Raw genomic sequence first — 23,217 nt, forward strand, 5'->3', positions numbered from 1 at the left:
CCTCTCGAAAGAGAAGCTTCTCCACTGGCCGGCTTTTACGCCGCCCGCATCAGCACGACGCCGACGCTCCAGTGGATGGTTTTGTCACCGCCCTACACATACGCGCCTCCAACCCAGCGCGAGGGTTGGCCCTCCGGGAGGATCAGGGTCCAGGGGCTCGAAGGCCCTTGGCTCTCGTCCAGGTGCGATGAACCTGGTGCAGGGTTCCAAGGGCGGCAGACGCCTTTGGTCGATGGGGTCCAGGGGAGAGCGAAGTCTCCTCCTGGTCGTGGTCCAGCGGCGAAGCGCTTGGTCTGGGTGGGTTTCGGGAGGGGCAGGAACGCCTCCTCCTGAACGGATGAAACGGCGGACGTTTCTGTGGTGCGATGAGGCTCGATGTCGAGGGAGCGCCACTGCGTGGGGGATGCAACGGGGGCGCGCAGCGGCCCCCTTGCCAAGATTGCGGTGTATTACACCGCACATCTTGCACGTCGCGCTATCCGCTCCTCACCCCGTTTTCCGGTGATCGCTCTGCTGTCTCCGTCTGCGCCATCAACGGGTCATTCTAGGCTCGATCAATCCGATCTAGTCGCCGTGGGGATGCCGCTCTTCCGGGGTCGCGTAATGCTCCGCGATCGCCTCTGCCGAGATGCTCTTGCCGGTAGCCTGCTCGATGATCGCCGCAATGTCCTGATCCGATTTCCCGGCCTTCCTGTGCTGCTCGATCTCGTCGCTCACCATGCCGACGAACGCCTCGACCGGGAACACCTCTTCCGGCAGGCCAAGAGCCGACCGCAGCGCCTTTTGGGCCGTGATGGATTCATCAAGGGTGAAGCTGTCGTCTTGTGCCATGTGATGCCTCCTGTGAGACCCGCGAACCGTTGCCTGCCCTGCTCAGTTCCGCAGCCCTGTCCAACCAGCAAACCGCAATTTCTCGACCTGTACCAGATTTTGGTATAGCATGAGGGTGGAGGTTTCACATGGCTCGCAACACATCGATCTCGCTTGGTGATCACTTTGCGCAGTTCATCGACCGTCAGGTGGAAGGTGGGCGCTATGGCTCAGCCAGCGATGTGGTCCGGGCCGGTTTGCGCCTCCTCGAAGAACGCGAAGCCAAGCTTGAAGCACTTCGATCGGCCCTGGCTGAAGGCGAAGCCAGCGAAGACTTTCAGGAGTTCGACGGCAGCGCCTTTCTCGCCTCGATGCGCCAGCCTGCCGGGCAATAGTGCGCGTCCGCCTTTCCGCCGCCGCGCGCCGCGATCTTTCCGGCATATGGACCTACTCGGCCAAACGGTGGAATGAGGCTCAGGCTGACCGCTATGTGCGGCTATTCGCCGAAAGCTTTGACGGTCTCGCCCGCGGCTCTCTGAAAGGGCGAAGCGCCGACGACATCCGCACCGGCTATTTCAAACTCGCGGTCGGCTCTCACCTCGTCTTCTACCGGATGGGCACGGCTGGCGTGATCGAGGTCGTGCGCATCCTGCACAAGCGCATGGATATCGATCGGCACCTTTAAAACACGCCGCGATAATCGGGCTCAATGTCATCGCTGCCCGCAATCCGGTAAACGGCTTCGAACGCCATCAGCCACTCAGCTTGTGCAAGTGGCGGCAACCCGCTTTGCTTCACAGCCAGCTCCAACTCGCCTTTGAGGATCGCCCATTCCAAAGGCTTCCAGCCACCGATGGCGTTTATCGAACCGTCGCGCAAGCAGGCATTATCATCGAAGGCCATAACCGCCAGTCGCATGACTGCATCCACGTAGCGGGCAAACTGCTCGTTGATGAGCGATAGGCCGAGGGCTCGCAATATTACTGACTTCTGTTCGTCCCGGCTCACGAACTTGGCGCGAACTTGCCGCTGGGCCTGTGATTTGACAGACATCAACAAACTTCGCCGTTTTGATCGAAGAGCAGGACGCCGAACAGGATACGCGCGATCCGGTCCCAGATATGGCACTCCGCCTCCGGGCTGAGCGCGTCATAGGCTTGCTGCGCAATTTCAATCTGCGGCATGGCTCTGCCTCATTGCGTCTGTTGGGGCTCGCTCGGCTGCTGCTGCGTGCGCAGAATCTTGACCAGCACGAGAACGGATAAGGCCAGCCGTCCGGCTTTCTCGCGCAGCGTCGCCTCGTCGCCATCCCAGGCAAGGTCTTTGACCTCGACCGCCAGCTCTTCGAGCTTGGGCATGTGCTGTTCGAGCTGGTTGTTCATGTGGCTGCTCGCGCTGACCGGTGGCGAAGATCATATGCGCGAATGGCAAGGCCGTGAATCACCAGCCCCGACATAGCCTGCCCGTAGGCCCGCGCTCCCCCAAGCGCCGAAGGGCCGAAGGGCGGGCGGTCAGGACTTGGCGAGAGAAGCGCCAAGTCCCTTCCCGCGCTTGAACGGCTTAGAGAAAAGAACGTCCCTTGCTCAGATCGGGCGGCCTGCTCGCTCTTCGAATGCGTTCAGCGCCGGTAGGAGCCAGGCGAGTTCCGATTGGACACCGCCCCTGCGGAGCACCGCGCGCGCCCGCAGCATGTTGAGACGGATGATCTCCATGGTAAGCGGCCAGGAGGCACCGAAGGCAGGGGCACGGTTCAGCGGCCCGCCCGCGCGTATGGTCATCATGATGAGACGATAGAGCTGCTGCGGGCTGTGGTGCCCTTCGAACCGGTAAATCGCCTCCGACACATAGAGCGCACGGTTATGCGGCTTGATCCCGCGGTGATTTCCTACGGCCTGCTGAATGAAGCGCTCAAACTCCTCCCACTTGAACCGGAGTCCGTTCTCCTCCTCACCTTCGTTGATGAAATCAACAAACTTCTCCTTTGATATCAGCACATCGAAGAACGCGAGCCGCTGCCGAATGAGACCATAGAGGCGGTATATGGTGACGTGGCTGAGGCCGGTGCGGGCGATCGCCTCGGCAGGGCTGCGGGCAAACGCATAGCAGCGGATGACCTCGCGGATTTTGGCGTCCGAGAGTTTCGATGAGGCGAGCAGCTTGCTTCTCGAAGCTGCTTTTTTCGGCTGTTCTAACTTCCTGTGCTGTCTCGCTTTTTGCGGATCACCCGGCATTTTTGGTTTCCAAATCGGATGGCTACTCAACTTGCCAAGCCGCGCCCTCACACGCCAGCCTGCGCGATAGTGGGTCAAATACTGGAAGAAGCAAAATAGGAATTTATTCTGGATTTATTTTTCAAGCTGGCGTATAGTCCAAGCATCCCGACCCGACACAAGAAAGGAGGACGGCCATGACAATGGACGAAGGCGACCGCATTGCTGAACTCGTGCAGGCTGAGAGCGATTTGCCGCTCGCGTCAATGGCCGACTTCAACGAAGCGGACTATCTCCCCTATCTTGCCGGGCTCGAACTTACAGACGCGCAAGCCAGCGAGCTGCTGCGCATCCTGTGGGATATGATGCGGATGTGCATCGAGATGGATTTGCCGCCAGAAAGCTGGGGGCAGATTACCTCTCAGGTCTTTGCCGCTGCCGCGCGTGATTCGGTCGATGTAGAATAAGCGACCCACCAACGGAGAATTCAAAAAACAAGACGAGGCCCGGCATGAAACGCAAACCGCAATCCACCGACAACCAAGACGTGACCGCGGTCATCTATTGCCGGATTTCGAGCAAGAAGCAGGAGCGCGAGGGTGACGGGCTCGCCTCACAGGAAACGAGGCTGCGCGATTACTGCGAACGCTCGGGTTATAACGTCGTCAAGGTATTCCGCGACAAGCTGACCGGCAGCGAGAGCCAGCGGCCGGGCCTGCGCCAGATGCTCGCCTTCGTCGCTGCCGACAAGAAGGCGCGCTACCGCATCGTCTTCGATCATCTCGACCGCTTCACCCGCAATTTCTACGATCACGCAGACCTCCGCCGCGAGCTGGCGAAGCTCGGTACAATCCTGGAGACGCCCGCAGGCGTGCTCGATGACCGCTCGTCGTCGCGCCTCATGGAGAACGTCACCGTCGCGTTTGCGGACTATCACCGCATCAACAACCGCGAGCAGACGCTCAACCGCATGCAGGCGCGGGTCGCGAATGGCTTTGCGGTGTTCTGCGCGCCGTCCGGCTACGCCTATGGCCGGGTCTCCGGCTTCAATGGCCGGATGCTGGTACGGCAGGAGCCGCAGGCGTCGATCGTCAAGCAGGCGCTCGAAGCCTACGCCTCGCGCCAGCTGGAATCCCAGGCTGACGTCGTGCGCTTCCTTGAAGAGCACCCGCTCTATCCCAAGCCCAAGAACGGCAAGATTCCCCACCAGCGCGTCGGCGACATCCTGCGCAACCCGATCTATGCGGGCTATGTGGAAGCGCCGAGCTGGGGCGTCGAGCGGCGCAAGGGCCATCACGAGGCGCTAATCTCGTATGAGACCTTCCAGCGTATCCAGGACCGGCTCAACGGCCTGCGTATCACCTACCGCACGGACCTGAGCCAGGATTTTCCGCTGCGCGGGTTCGTGCTGTGTGACGATTGCGAGGGGCCGCTGACGGCCTGCTGGTCGATCAGCGGCAGCGCGCAGAAGAAGCGCCACCCCTACTACCAGTGCCCGAAGAAGGGCTGTGCGAGTTACGGCAAGGCGATCCGCCGCGACGTGATCGAGGGCGAGTTCGAGATGCTGCTCAAAAGCGCAGAGCCGCAGCCTCAGCTGTTCGCCGTCGCGACTGCGATGATGAAGGAGCTATGGCAGCGGAAGCAGGCCAACGTCGCGGGACAGACCAAGGCGCTCAAGGCGAGCCTCGCCAAGGTCGAGGAGCAGATCGAGCAGGCCGTCGAGCGGATCGTCGAGACGAGCGTCCCAGCGGTCATGCGAGCGCTCGAAGAAAAGGTGCAGCGGTTAGAGAGCGACAAGCTGCTCCTGCGCGAAAAGATCGAGACTTCGGCCACGCCGCGAGGTGACTTTGACCGGCGACTTAGAACGGGCCTCGCCTTCGTCGCAAGTCCTTGGAATTTATGGAGTACGGGCCGGATTGAGGACCGCCGCGCGGTGCTCAAACTCACCTTTGCCCATCGCCTTCGCTACAAGCGCAGCGAGGGATTTAGAACGCCCGATTTGACCTTGCCGTTCAAGGTGTTAGGCGATTTTTTATGCGGTGAAAATGGAATGGCGCGCCCGAAAGGATTCGAACCTCTGACCCCCAGATTCGTAGTCTGGTGCTCTATCCAGCTGAGCTACGGGCGCCTGCCGCGTCGGGGGATCGGTGAGCCGTCCCGGCGACGAGGGGGTGTCTAGAGGGTCGCTTCGGGCTTGGCAAGCCCCGAGTTGAGGGGAAGGCGCAGAAGATCGCCGCGGGGCTGGAGGATCGCGCGGGGCTGGGTATCTTCGCCGACCATGACCTCAGCCCTCGCGACGGCCGGCTCCGCTACGGGACATCGGCGCATCCCCTCGGTCGAGCGGCTGCTGACGCGGCCAGATGCGGTGCATCTGGCCGAGACGCATGGCCGGACGGCGCTCGTGGAGGCCCTGCGCGCGGTGCTCGACGCCGTCCGGAGCGGCGCGGATCCGCTTCCGCCGGACGAGGCCGCGATCCTCGCCGCGGCCGGGCGTCGTCTCGCGGCGGAGCGGCAGCCCTCGCTGCGGCCGGTCTTCAACCTCACGGGCACCGTGCTGCACACCAATCTCGGCCGGGCGCTGCTGCCGCGCCAGGCGGTGGAGGCCGTGGCCGCGGTGATGGCGGGCGCCTGCAACCTCGAATTCGATCTCGCCGGCGGCGAGCGCGGCGAGCGCGACAGCCATGTCGAGGCGCTGCTGTGCCGGCTGACAGGCGCCGAGGCCGCGATCGTCGTGAACAACAACGCGGCGGCGGTCTTCCTGCTCCTCAACGCGCTTGCCATGCGCAAGGAGGTGGTCGTCTCGCGGGGCGAGCTCGTGGAGATCGGCGGCTCGTTCCGCGTGCCGGACGTGATGGCCCGGGCCGGCTGCCGCCTGCGGGAGGTCGGCACCACCAACCGCACGCATCTGCGCGACTTCGCCGAGGCGATCGGGCCGCGCACCGGCCTCGTGATGAAGGTCCACCCGAGCAATTACGAGATCCGGGGCTTCACGGCGCAGCCCGGCGAGGCCGAGCTGCACGCCCTCTGCCGCGAGCACGGCGTGCCGCTGGCGCTCGATCTCGGCAGCGGCAACCTCGTCGATCTCGCCGCCCACGGCCTGCCGCCGGAGCCCACCGTGCGGGCGGCACTGACTGCCGCCGATCTCGTCACCTTCAGCGGCGACAAGCTGCTCGGCGCCGTCCAGTGCGGCGTCATCGCCGGGCGGGCCGACCTCGTGGCACGCATCCGCAAGAGCCCCCTGAAGCGGGCGCTGCGCGTGGACAAGATGACCTATGCCGCCCTCGAGGCGACGCTACGGCTCTACCTCCATCCCGAGCGGCTCGCCGCGGAGCTTCCGACCTTGCGCCTGCTGACGCGTCCGCGAGAGTCGATCGCCGACCAGGCCGATCGCCTGGCGCCGGAGGTGGCGCGGCGCCTCGCGGGCCGGGCCCGGGTGAGCGTGGCCGCCTGTTCGAGCCAGATCGGGTCCGGCGCGCTGCCGGTGGAGAACCTGCCGAGCGCAGCGCTGGCTCTGTCCGCTCCGGACGGGGCGACGGGCCGCAAGGCCGGGGGCTGGAGCCGGCGCCTCGCCGCAGCGCTCCGCGCCCTGCCGGTCCCGGTGATCGGCCGCATGGCGGACGGCACCGTCCTTCTCGACCTGCGCACCCTGGAGGACGAGGCCGGATTCCTGGCGAGCCTCGACGCGCTCGCCTTCTGAATCAACACATTATCGTATCTGCTGAAAGGGCTGGAAGAATTTCGCCCCTGGCGCGTGACGCGTCCTCTTGTATCGTGCCCACTGGACGGAGCCGGCGCGAACGCGCAGGATCCGGGACCGTCGCGAGCGGATGTCATGGTGCTTGTCGGAGACGTGAGACAGGAGGAGGCCGATCCCGCCGGGGATCCGCTGCTGCTCGACAACCAGCTCTGCTACGCCCTCTACGCGGCCGCGCACCGGATGACGAAGGCCTACCGGCCCCTCCTGGAGCGCATCGGCCTGACCTACCCGCAATATCTCGTCCTGCTCGTCCTCTGGGAGCAGGACCGGGTCACCGTCTCGGATATCGGACGGCGGCTCCGGCTCGATTCGGGCACCCTCACCCCCGTGCTCAAGCGCCTCGAGGCGGCGGGGCTGCTCCTGCGCAGCCGGCGCCAGTCGGACGAGCGCGAGGTCGAGATCTCGCTCACCCCCCGCGGCGGCGCCCTCCGCTCGGACGCCGTGCTGGTGCGTGAGAGCGTGATGTGCCAGCTCGCCCTGAGCGAGCCCGAGGTGCGGGCCCTGCGGGCCGACCTCAACCATCTGATCGAGCGGCTCGGCGAGACCGAGTGAACGTGTGATACCGCGTCCGGTTGATCAGACCGGAGGCGGTCTCGGCCAAGCCCGCGCGGCGCCTGAGCGAAGGCGACATCCGCCATCCCGAAGAGATCACCCGGATGTCGTATGACGGGGCTCTGCCCAGCGCCCCGCCGAAGGAATGATCCCTTCGGAATCCCGGACTCTTCGGATCGGGCGCGCATCATCCGGCACGCGACAGGATCGCCCAGCCATGCGCCGGCAGGAGCACGCGCGCGCCGGCCGCGCCCGGATCGATCACCTGGCCGTCGCCGGCCTCGACGTTGATCGCCTGCGGCGCCGGCAGGGCCGCGGATGCGTCGTCCAGGTTGAGCGCGAGGACGAGGTCCTGCCCGTTGCCCTCCAGCATCAGGACCATCTGGCGGTTGGCGAGATGGGCGGTCCGCGACCGCGCCCGGTGAAGCCAGGGATGGGCCCGGCGCAGGGCGGCGAGGTCCCGGTGCAGGCGGTGGACCGGCCAGCCTTCGGGCGGGAGGCCGTCCGGCGTGGGCGGGAATGCAGGGCGGATCGCGTCGTCCCCGCCGGCCCGCTCCTCCTTGATCCCGTGGAAACCCTGTTCGTCGCCGGCATAGAGCGCGGGCGTGCCGCCGACCGTGAAGAGCACGGCGAGCGCGTGCGGCAGGTGGCGCGGCTCGGCGAGCCGGCTCGCGATCCGCGTGACGTCGTGGTTGCCGACGAAGGTCAGGGGCACGAAACGGTCGAGGAAGCCGTTGTGCCGGTCGAGGGCGTGGGCGAGTTCGAACAGGTTGCCGTCGTTCAGCGCGCTCCAGATCGCCTTCCACAGCTCGTACTGGGTCACGGCATCCATGCCGGTCTCGGCGACGAAGGCGCCGTAATCGCCGTGGATGACCTCGCCGAAGATGTAGGCCTCCGGAAACGCCGCCCGCACCCGCGGCAGGACCCTGGCCCAGAAGGCGCGCGGCACCGCGTAGGCGGCGTCGAGCCGCCAGCCGTCGATGCCGCGGCCGAGCCAGTGGGTCATCACCCGCGCGACGTGATCGGCGACCTCCGGAACGGCGTGGTTCAAGGTCACGAGCTGGCGGTGGCCCTCGAAGCAGGCATAGTCCGGCTCTGCGCCCGGCCCCCGCTTCCAGTGCAGGCGGAACCAGCGGGCCGCTTCGCTCCCCTGCCCCTCCGCCAGCGCCTGCCGGAAAGCGGGAAAGCCGCGCCCGACATGGTTGAACACCCCGTCGAGCAGGATGCGCAGGCCGCGCGCCTTCGCCGCCGCGACGAGGCTGTCGAAATCGGCCTCGTCGCCGAGCCGCGGATCGATGCGGAACGGGTCGATCGTGTCGTAGCCGTGGGTCGAGGCGGCGAAGACCGGCCCGAGCATCAGCCCGGTGGCGCCGAGGTCGGCCGCATAGTCGAGCCACGCTTCGAGGTGCCGCAGCCGGTGCACGGGCGGCTTCGAGGGATCCAGCGCGGCCTCCGCCCCGACGAAGCCGAGGGGATAGACGTGCCACCACACAGCGTTCTCGATCCAGCCTGGCACCCGGCTCCACCTTCCTCATCCGGCCCGCGATAGGCGCACAATCCGCGAAGCCCGCCATATGGTCCGGCCGCCGGACATGGGAAGTCCGGATCGGGCGTTGCGGCCCTCAGCGCCGCAGCCGGTTGCCGAGGACGAAGCCGAACAGGCCCATCAGGATGATGCCGGCCGCGCCCTGGATGCCGACGAGGAGGTTGGTGACCCGCCCCGTCGGCTTGATGCCGATCTCCGGGGGGTTGGCCGTCATCATGTTGAGGGCGCTGTAGCTCATGAGGTCGAGGGGGTTGTAGGTGGCGCGCAAGGCCTCGGCCTCCACGAGCAGGCCGCCGGTGGCGCCGTAGAGAGCGGCGAAGAGCAGGATGGCGAGGGCGAAGGCGCGGGCGATGCGCGACAGGCTCTCGCCGTAGTCGCAGAGCCATTCGACGAAGCGGTCGGCGATCCAGCGGTAGCCGTGGCGGGCGAGCCCGCGCCCGTCGCGGGCGCGCCATGCGGCCCGGGCGAGCGTGCCCGCATGCAGCCGGCCCATGCGGCGCCCGCGCTTATAGGCCCAGCTCGCCGCATCCTGGCTGCCGATGCTCTTCCAGTTCTGCTCCAGGGCGAGGTAGCTCGCCTGGGCCGCGTCGTAATCCCCCGCCGCCTCCTCGCCGACCATGCCGCCGAGCTGCTCGGCCCGCATCCGGGTGCCGTTGAGCCAGGCGCCGGCGAAGCGCGCATGGGTGAGCCGGCAGGTGGCGAGGTTGAGCCGCACGAGGCTCGTCTCCGAGAGGTCGGCGCCGGTCAGGTCCGCCCCGTCGAGCTTCGCCCCCGCGAAGCTCGCCCCCTGCAGGCGGGCGCCGGCGAGCCGGGCCTTGGTGAGGCTCGCCCCCTCGAAGTCGGCATGGGTCAGGTTGCAGTCCGAGAGGTTCGCCTCGTCGAGGCGGGCGTTGCGGAAGCGGGTGTCGTCGGCATCCGCCCCCTGGAAATCCGCGCCCCAGAGGTCGGCCTGCGAGAAGTCGGCCCCGTCGAGGAGCGCGCCGCGCAGATCCGCGAAGCGCATGGCGGCCTCCGTGAAGCGGGCATCCTCCAGCATCGCCTCGCCGAGGCGGACCTGCCCCGCGACGATGCCGGCGAAGCCCGCCCCGCTGAGATCGGCCCCGCGGCAATCGGCCTCCTCCAGGTTGGCCCCGTCGAAGCGGGCGGCGCGGCCGATCACCCCGGCGAGCCGGGCCCGGGCGAGGTTCGCTGCACCGAGATCGGCGCATTCGAGCCGCGCCCCGGTGAGGTCGCGGCCGGCGAGGTCGAGGCCCTGCCAGGCGGCATCCCACCAGGCCGGTACGGGCGCGGTGGGGTCGATCAGTGCGGCGAGCGCCTCGCGGCTCGCCTTCGCATGGGCGAGGTCGAGGGGGGCGCCGGCCGCGTGCGCGGCGACGCGCTCCAAGAGGGCGGCCGGGTCCGCTTCGGGCATCGGGGCGCGGGCGTCCATCAAAACACCGCGACCAGGGTGACGCCCGCCACCATCAGGACGCCGCCGAGGATGCGCCACAGCCCGGCCGGATGCTGCTGGAAGCCGAGCAGGCCGAAATGGTCGAGGGCGATCGAGGTGAGGATCGCGGCGGTGACGCTGAGGCCGATATAGCGGCCGGCGCCGATGCGCGGGGCGACGAAGACCTGCGACAGGACGAGGAGCGCGCCGAGCACGCCGCCGGCCCAGGCCCACCAGGGCGCCGCGGCGGCTTCCTCCAGCCGGGGCGGCCGCAGCCGGCCCGTGGCGAGGCCGAAGGTGAGGTAGAGGGTGACGCCGGTGAGCATGGAGACGAGCGCGGCCAGGAGCGGCTGCCCGAGGGCGCGGGCCAGCGTCTCCGTCATGCCCGGCTGGATCGCGTTGGCGACGCCGACCAGCACAGCGGCGAGGTAGAGATAGGCCATCCCGGCTCCGCGTTCAGGGGGCGCGGGGCCTTCCTTGCCCTGCCCAATGCGCTGCGTCCATCACCCCATGCGGAGCCTGCTCGATCCGCTCCAGCAGGCCTCAGGCCGGCGGCGGTGCGGCCGCCGGGGTGACGCGCACGGGGATCGCCTTGGCGGCGGGGGTCTTGGCCTGCTCGTCGTGGTGCCAGAGCGGCACGAGGACGTTCATCTCCGGATAGTAGCCGCCGCAATTGCCCGCCGGGATCTCGTAGCGGACGACGCGCAAGCCCCGCACCCGGCGGTCGACCCCGTCATCGGCGTCGGTTTCCACGTCCACGATGTCCCCGTCCGCGAGGCCGAGGCGCGCGAGGTCGTCCTCGTTCATCAGGAGGATGTCGCGCGTGCCCTTCACGCCGCGGAAGCGGTCGTCGTAGCCGTAGACCGTGGTGTTGAACTGGTCGTTCGAGCGCAGGGTGATCAGGTCGAGCACCGATCGGTCGGAGCGCGGCATGTCGGGATCGGCCTCGAGCCCCTCGGGCACGATGAAGTTGGCCTTGCCGGTCTTCGTCTTCCACGTGCGGTCGCGGGCGGCGAGCGGCTTGTGGAAGCCGCCCGGCTCGAACATCCGCGCGTTGAAATCCTTGAACACGTCCGGATAGGTCGCCTCGATGGCGTCGCGGACCCTCGCATAGTCGGCGACCCAGGCATCCCAGTCGACGTTCGGATTTGGGGGCAGGACCGCCTTGGCGAGCTCGGCCACGATCCAGGGCTCGGAGCGGACATGCGGGCTCACCGGCTCCGCGACGCCGCGCGAGCCGTGGAAGGCCGCGCAGGAATCCTCCATCGACACCGCCTGGGGCCCGCCGGCCTGCCGGTCGATCTCCAGCCGGCCGAGGCAGGGCAGGATGTAGGCGATCTCGCCGCGCACGAGATGCGCGCGGTTCAGCTTGGTCGAGACCTGCACCGAGAGGCGCAAGGACCGCCAGGCCTCCTCCATCAGCCGGGTCTCCGGCACGGCGCGCACGAAGTTGCCGCCGAGCCCGATGAAGGCGCGCACCTCGCCCTTCAGGATGCCCGTGCAGGCCTCCACCGTGTTGAGCCCCTTCTCCCGCGGCGGCTCGAAGCCATACTGCTCCTTGAGCCGGTCGAGGGGCACCAGCTCCGGCTTCTCGGAGATGCCCACCGTGCGCTGGCCCTGCACGTTCGAGTGGCCGCGCACCGGGCAGATGCCGGCGCCGGGCCGGCCGATATGGCCGCGCAGCAGCAGGAGGTTGACCAGCATCTGCACCGTCTCGGTGCCCTTGCGGTGCTGGGTCAGGCCCATCCCGTAGATGCCGATGACGCTGCGGGCCCGCATGTAGACGGCGGCGGCCGCCTCCAGTGCCTCGCGTTTCAGGCCCGAGCGGCTTTCCAGCACGGCCCAGTCCTGCCCCTCGCAGAAGCGGACGAAATCCTTCAGGCCGTGGGTGTGCTCCTCGATGAAGGCCACGTCGAGGAGGCGCGGCCGGCCGGCCCGCGCGGCGTCGCGGTCGGCGGCGAGCACCGCCTTGCAGATCCCGGTGAGAGCCGCGAGATCGCCGCCCGCCTTCACCTGATGGTACTGCGTCGAGATCTGCGTCGAGGCGCCGGTCAGCATCTCGACGGGCGATTGCGGGTTGGTGAAGCGCTCCAGGCCGCGCTCCCGCAGGGGGTTGAAGGTGATGATCGGCACGCCCCGGCGGCGGGCATGCTGCAGCGGGTGCAGCATCCGCGGCGCGTTCGAGCCGACATTCTGCCCGAAGAACAGGATCAGGTCGGTGGTCTCGAAATCCTCGAGCCGCACGGTGCCCACCGGCACGCCGATCGATTGCGGCAGCGCCACCGAGGTCGATTCGTGGCACATGTTCGAGGAATCGGGCAGGTTGTTGTTGCCGTACATCCGCGCGAGCAGCGCGTACATGTAGCTCGTCTCGAGGGAGGCCCGTCCCGAGGCGTAGAACACCACCGATCTCGGATCGAGCGCCTTCAGCTCGCGCCCGATCTCGGCGAAGGCCTCGGACCAGTCCACCGGCACGTAGCGGTCCGTGCCCGCATCGTAGCGCATCGGGTGGGTGAGCCGGCCCTGCTGCTCCAGGTCGTAATCCGGCCAGGACAGGAGCTCGGTGACGCTGTGTTCGGCGAAGAACGCGGGGGTCGTGCGGCGGCGGGTCTGCTCCCAGGCGGTCGCCTTGGCGCCGTTCTCGCAATATTCGAAGGCCAGCGGCTTGGCGGGCTTCGCCCAGGCGCAGGACACGCACATGAAGCCGTCCGGCTTGTTCTGCTTCATCAGCATCGCGGCGCCGGAGGCCGGGATCTGCTCGCGGGTCAGGATCTCGGCGAGCGACGTGGCCGAGCCCCAGCCGCCCGCGGGGCCCGTATAGGCCTGGATCTTCTCGCCTTCCATCGCACGCATCTCCGACCGGGGGACCGCGGGTCCGCATCGCGGGTCCATTCGGGTTGAACGCACCAGGCCGGCCGCGGATCAGGACGGCGATGTCGCGGGCCGTGGCGCGGCGGTGCGAACCGTGGAACACTCCTGCCGGATCAGCCGTCCCAGGGAGAGGATTCATGGCGAGCGTCGACGTCGAGATGGTGAAATGCGCCTGTCCGGACTGCGTCTGCGTCATCCCGGTCGCCAAGGCGGTCGAGCGGGACGGCAAGGCTTTCTGCTGCGACGAATGCGCGAGCGGACACCCGGACCATGCCGGCTGCGACCATGCGGGCTGCACCTGCCACGGGTGAGTGGAGGGCCTGAGGAGCCGCGCTTCCCTCTCCCCTCTGCGGGAGAGGGAGCAACGGTGCAGGACGAGGCGCGGATCCCGCGAATACGCGGAAGACAGCACACGTGCTTTCGGCCCCGCGCGGATTGTCCGCCGGGGGCATGGCCGGGACGCGGTCGGGGTGACGCGGGACGCCGCGGAGCCCTGAACGCAACGTTGCAAAGCCGGCTCCCCGGCGTCCCGCGGATGAGGGCCGATCGCTCGGTGTCCCATCCGTCTTGTCGTCGCGGTGTCTGTCCCGGCGTGATCCGACCTCGCTGACTGCCGCTGGCCGGGTCCGGGTCCTGGATCAGGACTGAGCCCCGTGCACGCTGACATACGCCCGTTCGGCGCGAGGCCCGCCTCGTAGTGGGTCGGGCCGGCGAGACTCTGGCGGTCGCCCAGGCCGGGGTCGGGGCGGGAGCATTTCCTCAGCCCGCCGCTCGCCCCTGTCCGAGCCGACCTTGCGTCGGCACGCCGCCCGGGGCGCCGGCCGGATCCGAGGCTGGCGACGCGGGCACCGCCCCGCCGTCCGCGCCCGCTCCGGTCGGTCCCCGGTGCAGGCCCCCGTGAGACACCGTTCGGTGCCGGGCGGCAGGTGCGGGCAAATGAGCACAAAACAGGAACATTGTCAAGGAGGAGCGACCCGCCTCGTCCCACCCATCCCCCTCATCCTGAGGCGCCCCAGCGAAGCGCAGGCCTCGAAGGAGGCCTCCAGAGCGCGCCGAGATTTCTGGAGGGCTCCTTCGAGGCCCGCTGACGCGGAAGCCTCGGGATGAGGTCGCGGACGGGACGGCGCCTCAGCGCCGCCAGTCGAGATCGGCCCGTGCGTAGCGCGGCAGCGGGTTCAGGGAGAACGGCCCGCTGGGTGTCCAGGGGATCTCCGAGAAGCCGGCCGAGGGCGTCACGGGGCAGGCGAGCGCCTCGGCGCCCGGAGACGGCAGCGCGGACGTGGTCGCGGGGCCCTCGGCCACGGTCTCCGCCTCGTCCCTCTGTGGATAGGGCCGCGTCGGCAGCAGCCGGGCGACGCGGCTCCGAGCCTCCAGGCGCGCCGCCTCCCGCATCTCGCGACGGTGCTGCCGCCGCTCCGCGCGTGCCATGCGCCGAAGCGCGCGGCGGGAGGGTTCGGCGGCGGGGGCGAGGTCGCGCATGGCGCTCCGGAAGGCCGCGCGCGATTCACAGATTCCGAGCGACGGCCGGTAGATCTTCCCCAGACGGCAATGCGCTCCGCCCCGGTCATGACGGCGTGCTTCCGCCGTCTGGATCGAAGCAACACAGGATAGGACCGCCACGAAAAAAACATATTTACGCATCGCATCCCCTCTTCATTGGCTTACGCTGACATCATGCCAACAGAAGGCGCGGGGATATTTATATCACGGCCAAGACTTCGCGTACATATAGTGCTTTATCACTAGAAACGACCGTCCAAGCTTGGCCTTACGGGAGCGACATCGTATCCGGGCCGCGCTCTTCTTCGGAAGGGCGGCCCGGCCCGGGCGGACATCAGAACCGGGCGGTCAGGAACAGCCGGAGGTTGCGGCCCGGCAGCAGGATCTCGTCCTTCTTGAACGAGGCGGAGTTGCGGATGTCGGCATCGAGCAGGTTGCGGCCCTGGAGGCCGAGGGTGACCTCGCTGGCGCCGTAGACCGCCGGGTCGAGGGCCTTGGTGTAGGCCACCTCCGCCCGCAGGTCGTCGTAGCCCGCCGTGGTGGTCTCGAAGGGGGCGGTCTGGGTGTGCGCGAAGGCGTGCAGCAGGTTCACCCGGGCGAACCAGCCGTCGGCGCGCAGGTAGACGCCGCCGCCGACCCGGTAGGGCGGGATGCGCGGCACGTTGGTGCCGTCGTCGAACCTGGCGCGCACGAAATCGAACTGGCCCTCGACGCCGAGGAAGCCGTTGCCCACGGGAAGCGCGTCGTACTGGCCGATCAGCTCGGCGCCGTAGAAGGTCGCGTTCTGCTGCGAGTAGACGATCTGGCGCAGCTCGTCGCCGGTGCCGCAGCTCGCGAAATCGTCGTCGCAGAGGTTTCCGGTCAGGCGCTTGTAGATGAAGCCCGTGTAGCGCGTGTAGAAGCCCGTCGCCTCGAAGCGCAGCGGGCCGAGGGCGTGGCGGATGCTGGCCTCGACGGTGCGGGCGCGCTCCAGCTTCAGCGTCGGGTCGCCGATCTCGAAGGTGGCGGTGGCGTCGTGCGGCCCCTGCGAGAACAGCTCGTAGCCGGTCGGGGCGCGCTCGACGTAGGAGCCGTTGAGGCTCGCCACGAAGCCGTAGGGCAGGTCCTGCAGGATGCCGAAGCTCGCGCTCTTCGGGGCGAAGCGGCGGGTCAGCGGGTAGCGCAACGGATCCTCGCCCGCGACCGGCAGGTAGTCGCCGGGGAAGCGCACGGCGGTGCTGCGCAGGCGGTCACCCTCGATGCGGCCGGCCGCCTGCAGGCGGGTGCCCGGCACCACCTCCAGCTCCTCGAATAGGTAGACGGCGCCGGCCCGCGAATCGGTCTTCGGCAGGAAGCTCTCGAGCTGGGTGTTGATCACCCGCCGGTCGCCCTGGATGCCGATGGCGCCGGTGAACTTGCCGATGCTCGTGAAGACGGGCACGTGCTGCGCCTCGACCCGGATCTCGGCTTCCCGGTTCTTGAAGGTGGCCTGCCGGCCCTCGAACCCGTCCTCGCCGATGCCGATCTCGTCGTGGCGGTAGACCGAGTAGCCGGCCCAGTAGCGGATCACCTCGATCGGCCCGTCGAGGGGCCGGTACTCGCCGCGCGACAGGAACCGGTCCTGGTTCGGGGTCAGCCGCGTGCGGGCCTGCTCCGCCTCGCCGCCGGGGATGGCGTAGAGCGCGTCGTAATGGGTGAAGGCCGCGCCGATGAAGCCGCGGTCGCCGATCGCCGAGAGGCCGACCGAGCCGCCCTGCGACTCGGTGTAGGAGTTGCGCTGGATGCCGCCGGGGATGGCGTAGCTGTCGCTGGCGGTCTTGAAGCCGTCGGCGTGGACGGCGATGCCGTCCTTGCCCGCATCCACCGTCGCGGCGCCGAGCCGGCCGTTGTCGACGCTCGAATAGCCGGTGGTGACCTGGCCGGTAGAGCCGTTGGCCGGGATGTAGGTCGGCACGCGGTTGTTGTCGGCCGAGACCACGCCGCCGATGGCGCCCGAGCCGTAGCGCAGCGTCGCCGGGCCGCGGATCACCTCCAGCCGGTCGGAGACCAGCGGGTTCACCGGCACCGCATGGTCCTCGCCGAGATCCGACACGCCGCCATTGACGATGCCGTTCTCCTGGATGCGCACCCGGGCGTTGTCGAGGCCGCGGATGATCGGCCGCGAGGCCGCCCCCGGCGCGTAGGTCGAGGACGCGATGCCGGGCCGGTCGAGCAGGGCGTCGCCCAGCGTCCGCGGCTGGTCGCGGGCGATCTGGTCGCGGGTCACCACCGTGACCGGGGAGAAGGTATCGGTGACGACCGGGAGCAGGCCGAAGCTCGGCGCCGCCACCGTGGTCGGGGCGGCGGCGGAGCCGGCGCCCGGCGCGCGCGCGGGCTGGACCGGGCTCGGGCTGGTGACGCTGATCTCGTCCAGGGTGACCTGCGCGCCCTGCGCGGCGGCCGCGCCGGAGAGGAGAAGCGGGCTCGCCAGCGCCGTGAGGACGGCACCGGGGCGGAGGGGAAGGATCGGACGCATCAACCGGCTCAGCAATGTTACACTGTAACATCATCCATCGGAGGCGGGTGGCGCAACGGCGAAGCTCCGCCGGAGGCGCATCGGCGCCGGGGCGTAACGTTATTGCAACACGCCGCGCGGGCGGATTGACAGGGGCGCACGCTGCGGTCAGGCTTCGAGTTGTAACATTATAACGTACGAATACAGGCCATGCCCCAGCCCGATCCCCCCCTCCCCGTCACGGTGCTCTCCGGCTTCCTCGGCGCCGGAAAGACCACGCTGCTCAACCACGTGCTGAACAACCGCGAGGGCCGCCGCGTCGCGGTGATCGTCAACGACATGAGCGAGGTGAACATCGACGCCGCCCTGGTGCGGGCGGGCGGCGCGGACCTCTCGCGCACCGACGAGCGGCTGGTGGAGCGGCGCTCGACGCCTGTCTCGTCGAGACCGGCACGGACGCGGCGCCCTTCGACCCGGCTCCCTATAGCGGCCTGCCCGCCCCCTTCCCCGCCTGGCGCGCCGCCGCTTGATCCGAGAGTCGAGAGGGGTCACCCCTCTCGTGGGTCCAGGGCAAAGCCCTGGTCATCGAAGATCAGGGCTTCGCCCCGATACCCCGCCAAAGGGATGATCCCTTTGGGATCCCGGACCTTCAGCCCGCGAGCGCCTTGAGGGGGCTCGCGGCGTCGGGCGGCTGCTCGAAGGCGAGCACCTGGTCGGCATGGGCGATGGTGGCCGGGCGGTGGGCCACGATGATCCGGGTCATGGCGAATTCGCGCAAGGAGGCGGCGATGGAGGCCTCCGTCGGCTCGTCGAGATGGCTCGTCGCCTCGTCGAGGAACAGGATCTCGGGCCGGCGGTAGAGGGCGCGGGCCAGGATGACGCGCTGCTTCTGGCCGCCGGAGAGCGTCGAGCCCATGTCGCCGACCAGCGTCTCGAAGCCCATCGGCGTGCGCCGGATGTCGGCGAGGATCGCGGCGCGGGCCGCGCATTCCTCGATCCAGGCGGGGTCGGGCCGCTCGTCGAAGCAGGAGATGTTCTCGGCGATCGAGCCCGCGAACAGCCCGTCGCTCTGCATCACGCCCGCGATCCGGCCGCGATAGGCGTCCGGGCCGATGGCGCGGATGTCCTGCCCGTCCACCTGCACGCGCCCCTCGCTCGCCGGGATGAGGCCCATCATGATCTTCATCATGGTGGTCTTGCCGCAGCCGGACGGGCCGGTGATGGCGAGGCTCGACCCCGCCGCCACCGAGAAGGACAGGCCGCGGAAGATCCAGGGCTCGTCGGCGCCGTAGCGCAGCGCCAGCCCGCTCACCGCGAGGGCGCCCGGCCGCGCGCCGACGATCGCGGGGGCGGCGACCTCGGTGCGCACCTCGTCCGGCCGCTCCTCGGGCTCGGTCAGCACGATGTCCGAGAGCCGGTCGGTCTGGACGCCGAGCATGCGCAGCTTGAACCCGGCATCGAGCAGGTTGCCGATGCGCGAGGAGAACTGGTCGCGGTAGCTCAGGAAGGCCACCAGCATGCCGAGCGTCAGCGACTGGTCGATCACCGCGCGGGCGCCGAGCACCAGCAGGATCAGCCGGTCGGCGCCGAACATCAGCTCGTTGGCGCGCCCGAACACGAGGTCGAGCCGCTGCAGGCGCAGGCGCGCGTTGAGCGCGGTGACGAACTGGTTCATCCAGGCGCCGCGGCGGCGCTCGCGCAGGCCGAGCAGCTTCACGCTCGCCATGCCGCGCACCGTCTCGATGAAATGCGTCTGCTGGCGCGCCTCGGCGACGATCGCCTCCTCGCTGCCCTCGCGGTAGGCGGTGAAGGCCATGACCCGCAGGGCCGCCGTCAGCAGGGTGGAGACGATCACCACGAGGGCGAGCCAGCCGCCGTAGACGGCGAGCATGATCAGCATGCCGATCGCCATGATGCCGTCGAGCACCGCCTGGACGAGATCGGTGGTGAGCCCCTTCTGGATGGTCGAGAGCGAGCCGAAGCGGGAGATCACGTCGCCCACATGCCGCTTCTCGAAATAGTCGAGCGGCAGGCGCGAGAGATGGTCGAACAGGCCGCCCGACCATTGGTAGTTCAGGGTCGAGCCCGCCAGCATGATCGCCCAGGTGCGGGCGACCGCGAGCGCGAGCTGCATCAGCAGCATCAGCACCACGCCGACCGCGACCACGAGGAGCAGGTCGAGGTCGGCGTTCACTATGACCTCGTCGATGACGATCTGCGAGGCGATCGGCATCAGGATCGCGACGAGCTCGATCCCGAGCGACAGGACGAGGATCTGCCCGAGCGCGCGGCGCAGGCCGCCGACGTTGCGGAACAGGTCGCGCAGGCGGAAGGCGCTGGCCGGGGCCTCGCGCACGAAGGTGGTGGTGGGCGTGACCTCGAGCGCCACGCCGGTGAAGTCGCGCGAGGCCTCGGCGAAGCTGAGGGTGCGCCGGCCGCGGGCGGGATCGTGCACCACGATCCCCTTGGCCCGCACCTCGGCCAGGACCACGAAATGGTTGAGGCCCCAGTGCAGGATGCAGGGGGTCTTGAGCCGCGCGAGGTCCTTCAGCTCGACGCGCAGGGCTCGCGTCGCAAGCCCCATCGTGCCGGCGAGGTCGATGAGGTTGCGCAGCGTCATGCCCTTGAGCGACAGGGCGTGGCGCCGCCGCAGCGCCCCGAGATCGACATGGCGGCCGTGATGGCCGAGCACCATGGCGAGGCAGGCCATGCCGCATTCCGCGGCCTCGGCCTGGAGCACGACCGGCAGGCGCCGGCCGAAGCCGAACTGGAGGGTCTCGCGAAAGGCCACGCTCAGCCGCCCTCGGTGACGAGATCGACGCTGCGCTTCACGCGGTAGAGCGGGTCGAGGAGCCAGCGATAGAGCGGGCGCTTCTCCAGCGCGATATCGGCCTCGACGCGCATGCCGGCCTCGAGCCGCCGACGCTCGCCATAGGCCATCACCCCGTCCGCGTCCGGCCGCACGATGACGCGGTAGATGCCGCCGGGGCGGCCCCGCGCCCCGTCCTTGGCCTCGGGCACGTCATCCCCTTCGAGGGGCGCGCGCGTCACCTCCGTGACGACGCCGCGGTAGAGGCCGAAGCGCTGGAACGGGAAGGCGGCGTAGCGCAGCATCACCGCGGCACCGGCCTCGATGAAGCCGATCGAGGCGGAATCGACGTAGAGGTTGGCCTGGAGCCGGCCCTCGCTCGGCAACAGGGTGAGGAGCGTCGCGCCCGCCGCCACGCCCTGCCCGGCCTGGACCCGGATCGAGGTGAGGATGCCGGATTCGGGCGCGCGCACCTCGATGGCCCGGCGCGCCTCGCTCTCGGCGCGCTGCTGCTCCAATTGGGCGGTGCTGCGGTCGAGGTCGGCGAGGTCGCGGGCGAGGCGGTCGTCGAAGGTGACGAGCTGCGATTTCAGGTCGCCGATCCGGCCGGCGAGCTGGAGGCTGGTCTGGCGGAACTGCGCGAGCTGCGTGCTCGCCTGCATGTAGAGGTAGTTCTGGCTCTGCAGGTCGGCGGCGCGGGCGAGCCCGTTGGTGACCGCCTTCGCGAGCACGTCCACGCGCTCGCGCAGGGGCTGGACCAGCTTCTCCTGCAGGTCGATCTGCTCCGAGAGCTGGCGCGACTGCGATTCGAGATTGTCGATCTGCTCGGCGAGCGACCGCTTCTCGGTCTCGGCGGTGGCGGCGCGCAAGGAACGCTGGCGGGCGACGCTGTCGCGCTGGCGCCCCAGCTCCTCGATGATCCGGGTCTGGGTCGGGCCGCTCGCCGAGATGGCGTCGAGGTCGACCGTGTAGAGGAGCTGGCCGCGCTCGACGCGGGCGCCCTCGCGCACGCCGGCGCTGCCGACGCGGCCGGCGGCCGGGCTCGTCAGGGTGATCAGCCCGACATTCGGGGTCAGCAGCCCCTGCGCATGGATGCGCCGCGTGTAGCTGCCGAGCACCGCGAAGAGCAGGACGGCCAGCACCAGGGCCGCGCAGACGCAAGCGGTCAGGCGGACGGGCAGCGGCTGAACGATCTGCGCCTCGCCGAGCCACGCGTCGCGGCGCGCCTCGGCGACCTCGCGGCGAAAGAGCGGCGACGTCATCGGGGCCTTCTGGCCGCTGGAGCGGGGGAAGATCAAGAGTCGGCGGCTCCCGAGATCGTCCCGGAGCCTCGCCGCGGTGCGGAATCCGCCGGCAAATCCGGCGAGCTTCGCCGCATCGCAGCCATGATCGATCATGTTGCAGCGCACAATTCCGCACCGGGCCAGATGCGGGCATCGCAGCGAGGACGGAGCGAGGCTTTCAATCCCATCCCTGTATCATCTCAAAGGCTTAGCCCGAGGTCTTAGCCGGCTGGCCAGGCGGTCGCGGGCCGAAGCGCGGCCCACTTTCATCCAGCCTGCGTCATCCGACCGCAGGCACGGGAATTTTTCTTGTGTGGACAGCAAGTTGCGTGGGGCCGGCCGACGAGGGCCTCCGCCACGATGCCGCCGCATTGTCGGTTCCGGCGATGGCATCGGATCCCGAAAAGGGCCGCGCTTCGAAGGTTTTGCCTCTGGCGCCGACGGGTTCCATGCCGGCGGAGGCACATGCACCCAATCGATCCTCGTATTGCCGTGCACAATCCGAAGATCTTGAAGCGGATGCCGTGCTGTGGTCCCTTAAATGCAGAAGCGTTGCTTAGAGCGCTTCCTCTGCAGAGCGGGATAACCTGTTCTACAGTCCTGCAATCTAGGAGAATATTTATGTCGCAGAACTTCGATACGATCCGCGAGCTCGACGCTGCCGAGCTCGATCAGGTCGGCGGTGGCCTCGATGTCGGCGTGGGGGTCGGCGTGCATGTCGATGCCAGCCAGGAACTCGGAGCCGTGTCGGGTTTGGTCGGCCAGGTCGGTGGACTCGTCGGCGGTCTCGTGGGCGGCCTGCTCGGTGCCGTGGGCGGCGTGGTCGGTGGCGTCACCGGCAGCGTCGGCCTGAACAAGTAAGGCCGCCCCTGGGCGGGTCCGCTGCGGCGGGCCCGTCCGGGTCTCGCGAAGCCGTGCCCGGTCCCCGCAGGACCGGGCACGGCTTCGCGTCGTTACGCCCGGGCCCGTCCGAGGGTGTCGCGCACCGTCTGCCGGGCCCGCGTGAGGGCGTCCGGGATTTCGGGGGGCGCGGCGTCCTGGAGGGCGCGGCAGGCGGCGGAGAGCCGGACGAAGCCGAGGCTGCCGGACATGGCCACGAGGGCGTGCGCCTCCCGCAGGATCTCCGGCAGCGGCGCCTCCGCCGGGAAGGCCGTCGCGAGGCGGGCAAGCAGATTGTCGCCGAGCCGCTCCACCTCCCGGGGCCCGATCATCTCCTGCAGGGTTCGCACGCGGTCGGGATCGAGCAGGGGCAGCGCGTCCGCAGGGTGCGTGGCGGCTCCGCTCGGGACCACGTTCGGGCGGCGCCAGTTCCCGGCTGGCGCGGCGCCCGGCCTCACGCCATGACGCCCGGCGAGGGCAGCGGCCTCGGCACCGCCCTGGGCGGCGGCGCGTCCGGTCTCGGTGAGGCGCACCACCACGCCCCCGGGGGCGGCCTCGCAGGCGGCGAGGCCCGCCTCGGTGAGCGCGAGGGTCGCGCCCATCAGGCCCGCCTGGGAGAGGCCGGTCCCCGCCACCGGCCCGGTCGGGTCGGCGCAATGGCCGAGCGCCAGCACCCTGTCGCCCACGAAGAGGGCGGCGAGCAGGCGCGCGGCGGGATCGGTGGCGGCGCGCAGGGCCGGGTCGAGGGCGTCGCGGCGCCGGGCGAAGGCGCGCACGGCGTGCACCAGCCCGTCCCAGGAATCCGGCTCGTCCACCCGGAAGGCGCCGTCGCAGGCGGGGCCGAGGCGGCCGGTGAGGTCGAAGGCCGGCAGGAAGCGGCCCGGCCCCTCCGCGCGCAGGGCGCGCAAGGCTTCGATGCCCGTCTCGGCGGCCAGCAGGATGAGGTCGGCGCCCTCGGCGGGGCCGAGATCGAAGACCTGCGCGACGGCCGCCGCGATCTCCGGCGGCAGGTCCGGGCAGGCGACGGCGCGCGGCCGCGCGGGCAGGCCGCGGCGGCGCCAGAGCAGGTCCGCCCCCTGCGCCGGAGGCGGCGGCGAG

At 69.3% G+C, this 23,217-nt stretch carries 21 protein-coding genes, 1 tRNA gene and 2 pseudogenes; 9 read left to right on the plus strand and 15 right to left on the minus strand.

Features of this window, described 5'->3' with window-relative positions:
* Window positions 1-564: 564 nt before the first annotated feature.
* On the minus strand, window positions 565-831 hold the full coding sequence (locus MTDSW087_RS27210) for a hypothetical protein (RefSeq protein WP_144768521.1): 267 nt from the start codon (window positions 829-831) through the stop codon (window positions 565-567).
* A 128-nt stretch (window positions 832-959) separates the two neighbouring features.
* On the opposite strand from MTDSW087_RS27210, the gene MTDSW087_RS27215 reads away from it, so the two are divergent.
* Both MTDSW087_RS27215 and MTDSW087_RS27220 read left to right on the plus strand, forming a co-directional pair.
* Window positions 960-1,205, plus strand: coding sequence for a type II toxin-antitoxin system ParD family antitoxin (locus MTDSW087_RS27215; protein ID WP_144768523.1), 246 nt, complete (start codon window positions 960-962; stop codon window positions 1,203-1,205).
* Complete coding sequence (locus MTDSW087_RS27220) at window positions 1,205-1,495, plus strand: type II toxin-antitoxin system RelE/ParE family toxin (protein WP_144768525.1); 291 nt, start codon at window positions 1,205-1,207, stop codon at window positions 1,493-1,495. The genes MTDSW087_RS27215 and MTDSW087_RS27220 overlap by 1 nt, the downstream gene beginning before the upstream one ends.
* Here MTDSW087_RS27220 and MTDSW087_RS27225 read toward each other — a convergent pair.
* From MTDSW087_RS27225 to MTDSW087_RS27235, 4 genes are all read right to left on the minus strand, one after another.
* Window positions 1,492-1,863, minus strand: a complete 372-nt coding sequence (locus MTDSW087_RS27225) for a hypothetical protein (protein ID WP_144768527.1) — start codon at window positions 1,861-1,863, stop codon at window positions 1,492-1,494. The two genes, MTDSW087_RS27220 and MTDSW087_RS27225, sit on opposite strands and share 4 nt — an antisense overlap.
* Window positions 1,863-1,994, minus strand: a complete 132-nt coding sequence (locus MTDSW087_RS31275; protein ID WP_280525294.1) for a hypothetical protein — start codon at window positions 1,992-1,994, stop codon at window positions 1,863-1,865. Before MTDSW087_RS31275 ends, MTDSW087_RS27225 begins: the two co-directional genes overlap by 1 nt.
* 9 nt (window positions 1,995-2,003) lie before the next feature.
* Complete coding sequence (locus MTDSW087_RS27230; protein ID WP_144768529.1) at window positions 2,004-2,192, minus strand: hypothetical protein; 189 nt, start codon at window positions 2,190-2,192, stop codon at window positions 2,004-2,006.
* A gap of 201 nt (window positions 2,193-2,393) precedes the next feature.
* Window positions 2,394-3,041 (minus strand): hypothetical protein, encoded by a 648-nt coding sequence (locus MTDSW087_RS27235; RefSeq protein ID WP_144768531.1) that lies wholly within the window; start codon window positions 3,039-3,041, stop codon window positions 2,394-2,396.
* A gap of 176 nt (window positions 3,042-3,217) precedes the next feature.
* Here MTDSW087_RS27235 and MTDSW087_RS27240 point away from each other — a divergent pair, with 176 nt between their 5' ends.
* Window positions 3,218-3,487: a hypothetical protein gene (locus MTDSW087_RS27240; protein ID WP_144768533.1), complete on the plus strand. Its 270-nt coding sequence runs from the start codon at window positions 3,218-3,220 to the stop codon at window positions 3,485-3,487.
* Window positions 3,488-3,531: 44 nt separating this feature from the next.
* Window positions 3,532-4,569, plus strand: a pseudogene (locus MTDSW087_RS31535) (recombinase family protein); the annotation flags it as partial.
* Between the two features lie 502 nt (window positions 4,570-5,071).
* Here MTDSW087_RS31535 and MTDSW087_RS27250 read toward each other — a convergent pair.
* Window positions 5,072-5,148, minus strand: a tRNA-Arg gene (locus MTDSW087_RS27250).
* Window positions 5,149-5,298: 150 nt separating this feature from the next.
* Here MTDSW087_RS27250 and selA point away from each other — a divergent pair.
* Both selA and MTDSW087_RS27260 read left to right on the plus strand, forming a co-directional pair.
* Window positions 5,299-6,717, plus strand: a complete 1,419-nt coding sequence (selA, locus tag MTDSW087_RS27255; protein ID WP_144768535.1) for an L-seryl-tRNA(Sec) selenium transferase — start codon at window positions 5,299-5,301, stop codon at window positions 6,715-6,717.
* Between the two features lie 153 nt (window positions 6,718-6,870).
* Entirely contained in the window at window positions 6,871-7,329 is a 459-nt protein-coding gene (locus MTDSW087_RS27260) for a MarR family winged helix-turn-helix transcriptional regulator (protein ID WP_238179153.1), read from the plus strand.
* A 187-nt stretch (window positions 7,330-7,516) separates the two neighbouring features.
* Here the strand turns inward: MTDSW087_RS27260 and MTDSW087_RS27265 are convergent, their stop codons facing one another.
* The 4 genes from MTDSW087_RS27265 to MTDSW087_RS27280 form a co-directional block, all read right to left on the minus strand.
* Window positions 7,517-8,845, minus strand: a complete 1,329-nt coding sequence (locus MTDSW087_RS27265; protein ID WP_144768539.1) for an alpha-amylase family glycosyl hydrolase — start codon at window positions 8,843-8,845, stop codon at window positions 7,517-7,519.
* Between the two features lie 106 nt (window positions 8,846-8,951).
* Entirely contained in the window at window positions 8,952-10,304 is a 1,353-nt protein-coding gene (locus tag MTDSW087_RS27270) for a pentapeptide repeat-containing protein (protein ID WP_144768541.1), read from the minus strand.
* On the minus strand, window positions 10,304-10,747 hold the full coding sequence (locus tag MTDSW087_RS27275; protein WP_144768543.1) for a DMT family transporter: 444 nt from the start codon (window positions 10,745-10,747) through the stop codon (window positions 10,304-10,306). The genes MTDSW087_RS27270 and MTDSW087_RS27275 overlap by 1 nt, the downstream gene beginning before the upstream one ends.
* 100 nt (window positions 10,748-10,847) lie before the next feature.
* A complete protein-coding gene (locus tag MTDSW087_RS27280) occupies window positions 10,848-13,148 on the minus strand; it encodes an FdhF/YdeP family oxidoreductase (RefSeq protein ID WP_144768545.1) in 2,301 nt (766 codons plus the stop codon).
* A 164-nt stretch (window positions 13,149-13,312) separates the two neighbouring features.
* Here MTDSW087_RS27280 and MTDSW087_RS27285 point away from each other — a divergent pair, with 164 nt between their 5' ends.
* Window positions 13,313-13,486: a metallothionein gene (locus tag MTDSW087_RS27285; RefSeq protein WP_144768547.1), complete on the plus strand. Its 174-nt coding sequence runs from the start codon at window positions 13,313-13,315 to the stop codon at window positions 13,484-13,486.
* An 817-nt stretch (window positions 13,487-14,303) separates the two neighbouring features.
* Here the strand turns inward: MTDSW087_RS27285 and MTDSW087_RS27295 are convergent.
* Together MTDSW087_RS27295 and MTDSW087_RS27300 are read right to left on the minus strand one after the other, a co-directional pair.
* A complete protein-coding gene (locus MTDSW087_RS27295) occupies window positions 14,304-14,654 on the minus strand; it encodes a hypothetical protein (RefSeq protein ID WP_144768549.1) in 351 nt (116 codons plus the stop codon).
* A gap of 355 nt (window positions 14,655-15,009) precedes the next feature.
* On the minus strand, window positions 15,010-17,169 hold the full coding sequence (locus tag MTDSW087_RS27300; protein WP_144768551.1) for a TonB-dependent receptor: 2,160 nt from the start codon (window positions 17,167-17,169) through the stop codon (window positions 15,010-15,012).
* Window positions 17,170-17,358: 189 nt separating this feature from the next.
* Here MTDSW087_RS27300 and MTDSW087_RS27305 point away from each other — a divergent pair.
* A pseudogene (locus tag MTDSW087_RS27305) lies at window positions 17,359-17,568 on the plus strand (GTP-binding protein); the annotation flags it as partial.
* A 229-nt stretch (window positions 17,569-17,797) separates the two neighbouring features.
* Here the strand turns inward: MTDSW087_RS27305 and MTDSW087_RS27315 are convergent.
* On the minus strand, window positions 17,798-19,939 hold the full coding sequence (locus MTDSW087_RS27315; RefSeq protein WP_210248315.1) for a peptidase domain-containing ABC transporter: 2,142 nt from the start codon (window positions 19,937-19,939) through the stop codon (window positions 17,798-17,800).
* Window positions 19,940-19,941: 2 nt separating this feature from the next.
* On the minus strand, window positions 19,942-21,219 hold the full coding sequence (locus tag MTDSW087_RS27320) for a beta-barrel domain-containing protein (protein ID WP_144768555.1): 1,278 nt from the start codon (window positions 21,217-21,219) through the stop codon (window positions 19,942-19,944).
* 642 nt (window positions 21,220-21,861) lie between these two features.
* On the opposite strand from MTDSW087_RS27320, the gene MTDSW087_RS27325 reads away from it, so the two are divergent.
* Window positions 21,862-22,101 carry a hypothetical protein gene (locus tag MTDSW087_RS27325; protein WP_144768557.1) on the plus strand — a complete coding sequence of 80 codons (240 nt, stop codon included), beginning with the start codon at window positions 21,862-21,864 and terminating at the stop codon, window positions 22,099-22,101.
* Window positions 22,102-22,193: 92 nt separating this feature from the next.
* Here the strand turns inward: MTDSW087_RS27325 and MTDSW087_RS27330 are convergent.
* Window positions 22,194-23,217, minus strand: a 1,024-nt coding sequence (locus MTDSW087_RS27330; RefSeq protein WP_186384018.1) for an Hpt domain-containing protein, incomplete at its 5' end; no start/stop codon positions are given.

This window comes from Methylobacterium dankookense, from assembly GCF_902141855.1.
Taxonomy (GTDB): Bacteria; Pseudomonadota; Alphaproteobacteria; order Rhizobiales; family Beijerinckiaceae; genus Methylobacterium; species Methylobacterium dankookense.

What these genes read in the sequence shown, in the direction of transcription:
- MTDSW087_RS27210 (WP_144768521.1), bottom strand. Translation starts at nt 831, where the DNA reads ATGGCACAAGACGACAGCTTCACCCTTGATGAATCCATCACGGCCCAA.
- MTDSW087_RS27215 (WP_144768523.1), top strand. Translation starts at nt 960, where the DNA reads ATGGCTCGCAACACATCGATCTCGCTTGGTGATCACTTTGCGCAGTTC.
- MTDSW087_RS27225 (WP_144768527.1), bottom strand. Translation starts at nt 1,863, where the DNA reads ATGTCTGTCAAATCACAGGCCCAGCGGCAAGTTCGCGCCAAGTTCGTG.
- MTDSW087_RS31275 (WP_280525294.1), bottom strand. Translation starts at nt 1,994, where the DNA reads ATGCCGCAGATTGAAATTGCGCAGCAAGCCTATGACGCGCTCAGCCCG.
- MTDSW087_RS27230 (WP_144768529.1), bottom strand. Translation starts at nt 2,192, where the DNA reads ATGAACAACCAGCTCGAACAGCACATGCCCAAGCTCGAAGAGCTGGCG.
- MTDSW087_RS27235 (WP_144768531.1), bottom strand. Translation starts at nt 3,041, where the DNA reads ATGCCGGGTGATCCGCAAAAAGCGAGACAGCACAGGAAGTTAGAACAG.
- MTDSW087_RS27240 (WP_144768533.1), top strand. Translation starts at nt 3,218, where the DNA reads ATGACAATGGACGAAGGCGACCGCATTGCTGAACTCGTGCAGGCTGAG.
- selA (WP_144768535.1), top strand. Translation starts at nt 5,299, where the DNA reads ATGACCTCAGCCCTCGCGACGGCCGGCTCCGCTACGGGACATCGGCGC.
- MTDSW087_RS27270 (WP_144768541.1), bottom strand. Translation starts at nt 10,304, where the DNA reads ATGGACGCCCGCGCCCCGATGCCCGAAGCGGACCCGGCCGCCCTCTTG.
- MTDSW087_RS27275 (WP_144768543.1), bottom strand. Translation starts at nt 10,747, where the DNA reads ATGGCCTATCTCTACCTCGCCGCTGTGCTGGTCGGCGTCGCCAACGCG.
- MTDSW087_RS27280 (WP_144768545.1), bottom strand. Translation starts at nt 13,148, where the DNA reads ATGGAAGGCGAGAAGATCCAGGCCTATACGGGCCCCGCGGGCGGCTGG.
- MTDSW087_RS27285 (WP_144768547.1), top strand. Translation starts at nt 13,313, where the DNA reads ATGGCGAGCGTCGACGTCGAGATGGTGAAATGCGCCTGTCCGGACTGC.
- MTDSW087_RS27295 (WP_144768549.1), bottom strand. Translation starts at nt 14,654, where the DNA reads ATGCGCGACCTCGCCCCCGCCGCCGAACCCTCCCGCCGCGCGCTTCGG.
- MTDSW087_RS27300 (WP_144768551.1), bottom strand. Translation starts at nt 17,169, where the DNA reads ATGCGTCCGATCCTTCCCCTCCGCCCCGGTGCCGTCCTCACGGCGCTG.
- MTDSW087_RS27320 (WP_144768555.1), bottom strand. Translation starts at nt 21,219, where the DNA reads ATGACGTCGCCGCTCTTTCGCCGCGAGGTCGCCGAGGCGCGCCGCGAC.
- MTDSW087_RS27325 (WP_144768557.1), top strand. Translation starts at nt 21,862, where the DNA reads ATGTCGCAGAACTTCGATACGATCCGCGAGCTCGACGCTGCCGAGCTC.